The organism is Leucobacter japonicus, from assembly GCF_001273855.1.
In the GTDB taxonomy this organism is placed as follows: domain Bacteria; phylum Actinomycetota; class Actinomycetes; order Actinomycetales; family Microbacteriaceae; genus Leucobacter; species Leucobacter japonicus.
Genome location: NZ_JHBX01000132.1, coordinates 1 through 320 on the forward strand (window position 1 = coordinate 1; position 320 = coordinate 320).

Genomic DNA, 320 nt, shown 5'->3' on the forward strand with positions numbered 1-320 from the left:
ATGTGTCTTGCTATTGCTCCAGTATGACATATTCATCACAATCGTAGAAGTGTATATAATTCTTGAAGGAAGATAACTTATCGTCACTGCTAGTAGTGTCTAAAGCATCTGTGGGGATATGGGGGGGGGGAAAGAAGAAGAAGGAAGAAGAGAGGGAGGAAGGGAGAGGGGGAGAGGAGAGGGGGAGAAGAGACAGGGGGGAGGGTGAGGAGGGATCCGAGCGCTCCTTGAGAAAGTCGAGAAGCGAATGGAAAGGAAGCGGGAAGGCAGGGAGGGGGGAGAACGAGAAGTAGTAGGAGAGAGAAGAGGGGTTATAGATG

1 protein-coding gene is annotated in these 320 nt (G+C 50.3%); it reads left to right on the plus strand.

All coding sequences use genetic code 11. The features are described 5' to 3' along the window. The first annotated feature begins 62 nt into the window (after positions 1-62). Complete coding sequence (locus tag AMS67_RS17895; protein WP_206541770.1) at positions 63-293, plus strand: hypothetical protein; 231 nt, start codon at positions 63-65, stop codon at positions 291-293. Positions 294-320: the final 27 nt, after the last annotated feature.